This window comes from Streptomyces viridosporus (genome assembly GCF_002078235.1).
Classification (GTDB): domain Bacteria; phylum Actinomycetota; class Actinomycetes; order Streptomycetales; family Streptomycetaceae; genus Streptomyces; species Streptomyces viridosporus.
In genome coordinates this window covers 1-2,921 of sequence record NZ_MSGP01000348.1, presented here as the reverse complement: position 1 = coordinate 2,921, position 2,921 = coordinate 1, and the positions used below count along the sequence as shown (strand labels likewise).

Here is a 2,921-nt window from a genome sequence, read left to right as displayed (position 1 = left end):
TGGTGCGGCCCGGCGGCCGCCTGGCCAACGTCGGGGTGCACGGCGGCCCCGCCACGCTGCACCTCGAGGACCTGTGGATCAAGAACGTCACCATCACCACGGGGCTGGTCGACACGTACTCGACGCCCACCCTGCTGCGGATGGCGGCCGCCGGCCGACTGCCCACCGGCCCCCTGGTCACCCACACGTTCCCGCTCGACCACATGCAGGAGGCCTACGACGTCTTCGGCAACGCCGCCGAGACCGGCGCGCTCAAGGTCGTCCTCGGTGTTCCGCAGCACGAGGTCGTCCCCGTGCACCCGACGCATCCGACGGTCTGACGGGGCTGTCGCCGGCCCTCGTCGGCCGGGGCCGCGCCGCGCGCGGAACGGGGCCCTTCGGCCCCTGCCGGTGAGGGCGGAGAGGGTCCACTCTGGAGGAGTGGGCACCGTGCCCCGGCGGACCGGCCGGCTCCCGGCCCGCCGGGGCGTCCGGTGCGAGCACGAGGAGGTGACGCCCCATGGCGAGGACGCACGGGGCGGAAGTCCGCAGGGTGCGGCTGTGGCGCTGGCGGAGGAACCCGCTGCGGCGCCGCAGCGATCTGATCGAGGCGTGGGTCCTGCTCGCCGTTCTCGTCCTCGCCCTGGCCGCCGCGGTGTTCGCCGCTCTGGCGGCGGCCGGAGCCGTGGACGGGGCGCTCGCCGAGCGCCGGGACCGGGCCCGTACCGTCGCGGCCGTCCTGATCGAGGACGCCGCCCACACGACGCCCGCGTCGGTGTCCGAGAACTCCGGGAACGGGGACGGCGGCGTGTGGGCCCCGGTGCGGTGGACCGCCCCGGACGGCACCCACCGCACGGGCCGGGCGGAGGTCGAGCCGAGTGACCGGGCGGGCACCGCGGTCACCGTGTGGACGGACCCCGAGGGCCGGCTCGTCTCCCGGCCGCCCGATGGTGCGGAGGCGCGGTTCCAGAGCGTCATGGCCGGTGTCACGATCGGTGCCGCCACCGCGGGAGCGGGACTGCTCGGCGCCCGGTTCGTCCGGAGCCGGCTGCAGCGGCGGCGCCTGGAGGAGTGGGAGGCCGAGTGGCGGCTGGTCGAGCCGGCGTGGCGGAAGCGCATGACGGGCTGACCGGCCGACGAGCTGACAAGCCGGCGGGCTGACGGGCCGGCGGGCTGACGGGCCGACGGCGCGACCGCGGTCGCCCGCCGCCGGTCCGCCGGTCCGGTCTCCCCGCACCTTTTTATCTGCGGAATTGCAAAATTTCGCAAGTGACTACATGCTTGCCTCGTCATCCCGTCGTAGGCCATGCGGGTGCGCCCGTCCCCGCGCCTTCCGTGCGACGGGCGCCCTGAGCCGTCGGGAAGTCGAGGAGTTGTGTCCGTACCGCTGTCACCGGCCGGGATCCGGTCCCGGATCACGTCGCTGCTGCCCACCCGTGCCGATCTGGCCCAGGCGCGGCGCGACCCGCGCCGGGACCTGCTCGCCGGCCTGACCGTCGCCGTCGTCGCGCTGCCGCTCGCGCTCGGGTTCGGTGTCTCCTCCGGACTCGGCGCCGAGGCGGGGCTGGCCACCGCCGTGGTCGCCGGGGCGCTGGCGGCGGTGTTCGGCGGTTCCCACCTCCAGGTCTCCGGTCCGACCGGGGCGATGACGGTGGTGCTGGTGCCCATCGTCGCCGACCACGGGCCCTCGGGGGTGCTCACCGTCGGGCTGATGGCGGGCGTGATCCTGGTCGCGCTGGCGCTGCTGCGGGCCGGGGGGAGCATGCGCTACGTGCCGGCGCCGGTGGTGGAGGGCTTCACGCTCGGCATCGCGTGCGTGATCGGGCTGCAGCAGGTTCCCAACGCCCTCGGCGTGCCCGTGCCCGAGGGGGAGCGGGTCCTGGTGGTCGCCTGGCGGGCGCTGGAGGACTTCGCCCGCGACCCCGGCTGGGCCTCCCCGGCGCTGGCGCTCGCGGTGGCCGCCGTGATGCTGCTCGGGGCGCGCTGGAAACCGACCGTCCCGTTCTCGATCCTGGCGGTGATCGCGGCCACCGTCGTGGTGCAGGCCGCCGGCCCGGACGGGGTGCGGCCGATCGGCGACCTGCCCGCCGGACTGCCCGCCCCCTCGCTCGCCTTCCTCGACGCCGGGGCCCTGGGCGGCCTGCTCGCGCCCGCCGTGGCCGTGGCGGCGCTGGCCGCGCTGGAGTCGCTGCTGTCCGCCTCCGTCGCCGACGGCATGACCGTCGGACAGCGGCACGACCCGGACCGCGAACTGTTCGGGCAGGGCCTGGCCAACATCGCCGCCCCGCTGTTCGGCGGCGTTCCCGCGACCGGGGCGATCGCCCGCACCGCGGTCAACGTCCGCTCCGGCGCCACCTCCAAGCTGGCCTCGCTCGCGCACGCCGCCGTCCTCGCGGTGATCGTCTTCGCGGCCGCCCCGCTGGTGTCCAGGATCCCGCTCGCCGCGCTGGCGGGCGTACTGCTGGCCACCGCGATCCGCATGGTCGAGGCCGGCTCGCTGCGCGCGATGGCCCGCGCCACCCGCTCCGACGCGCTGATCCTCGTCCTGACCGCCGTCGCCACCCTCGTGCTCGACCTCGTCCAGGCCGTGATCATCGGCCTGGCCGTCGCGGGCGTCCTCGCCCTGCGGGCGGTGGCCCGGCAGGCCCGGCTCGCCCCGGTGCCGCTCGACCGGGGCGACCACACCGAGGAGGAGCACGAGCTGCTGGCCGAGCACATCGTCGCCTACCGCATCGACGGCCCGCTGTTCTTCGCCGCCGCCCACCGCTTCCTGCTGGAACTGACCGAACTCGCCGACGTGCGCGTGGTCATCCTGCGCATGTCCCACGTGAGCGTCGTCGACGCCACCGGAGCCCTGGTCCTCAAGGACGTGGTGGCGAAACTGGGACGCCGGGGCGTCGTCGTCATGGCCTCCGGCATACGCCCCGGCCACCGCCGGGTCC

2 protein-coding genes and 1 pseudogene are annotated in these 2,921 nt (G+C 75.7%); all 3 read left to right on the top strand.

What is annotated here, in order from left to right; translation table 11 throughout:
* Positions 1–320, top strand: a pseudogene (locus B7L92_RS42625) (alcohol dehydrogenase); the annotation flags it as partial.
* A gap of 179 nt (positions 321–499) precedes the next feature.
* Positions 500–1,108, top strand: a complete 609-nt coding sequence (locus tag B7L92_RS24320; protein ID WP_081239563.1) for an Rv1733c family protein — start codon at positions 500–502, stop codon at positions 1,106–1,108.
* Positions 1,109–1,354: 246 nt separating this feature from the next.
* Positions 1,355–2,921: SulP family inorganic anion transporter (locus B7L92_RS24315; RefSeq protein ID WP_081239562.1), on the top strand; the 1,567-nt coding region annotated here is incomplete at its 3' end.

What these genes read in the sequence shown, in the direction of transcription:
- B7L92_RS24320 (WP_081239563.1), top strand. Translation starts at nt 500, where the DNA reads ATGGCGAGGACGCACGGGGCGGAAGTCCGCAGGGTGCGGCTGTGGCGC.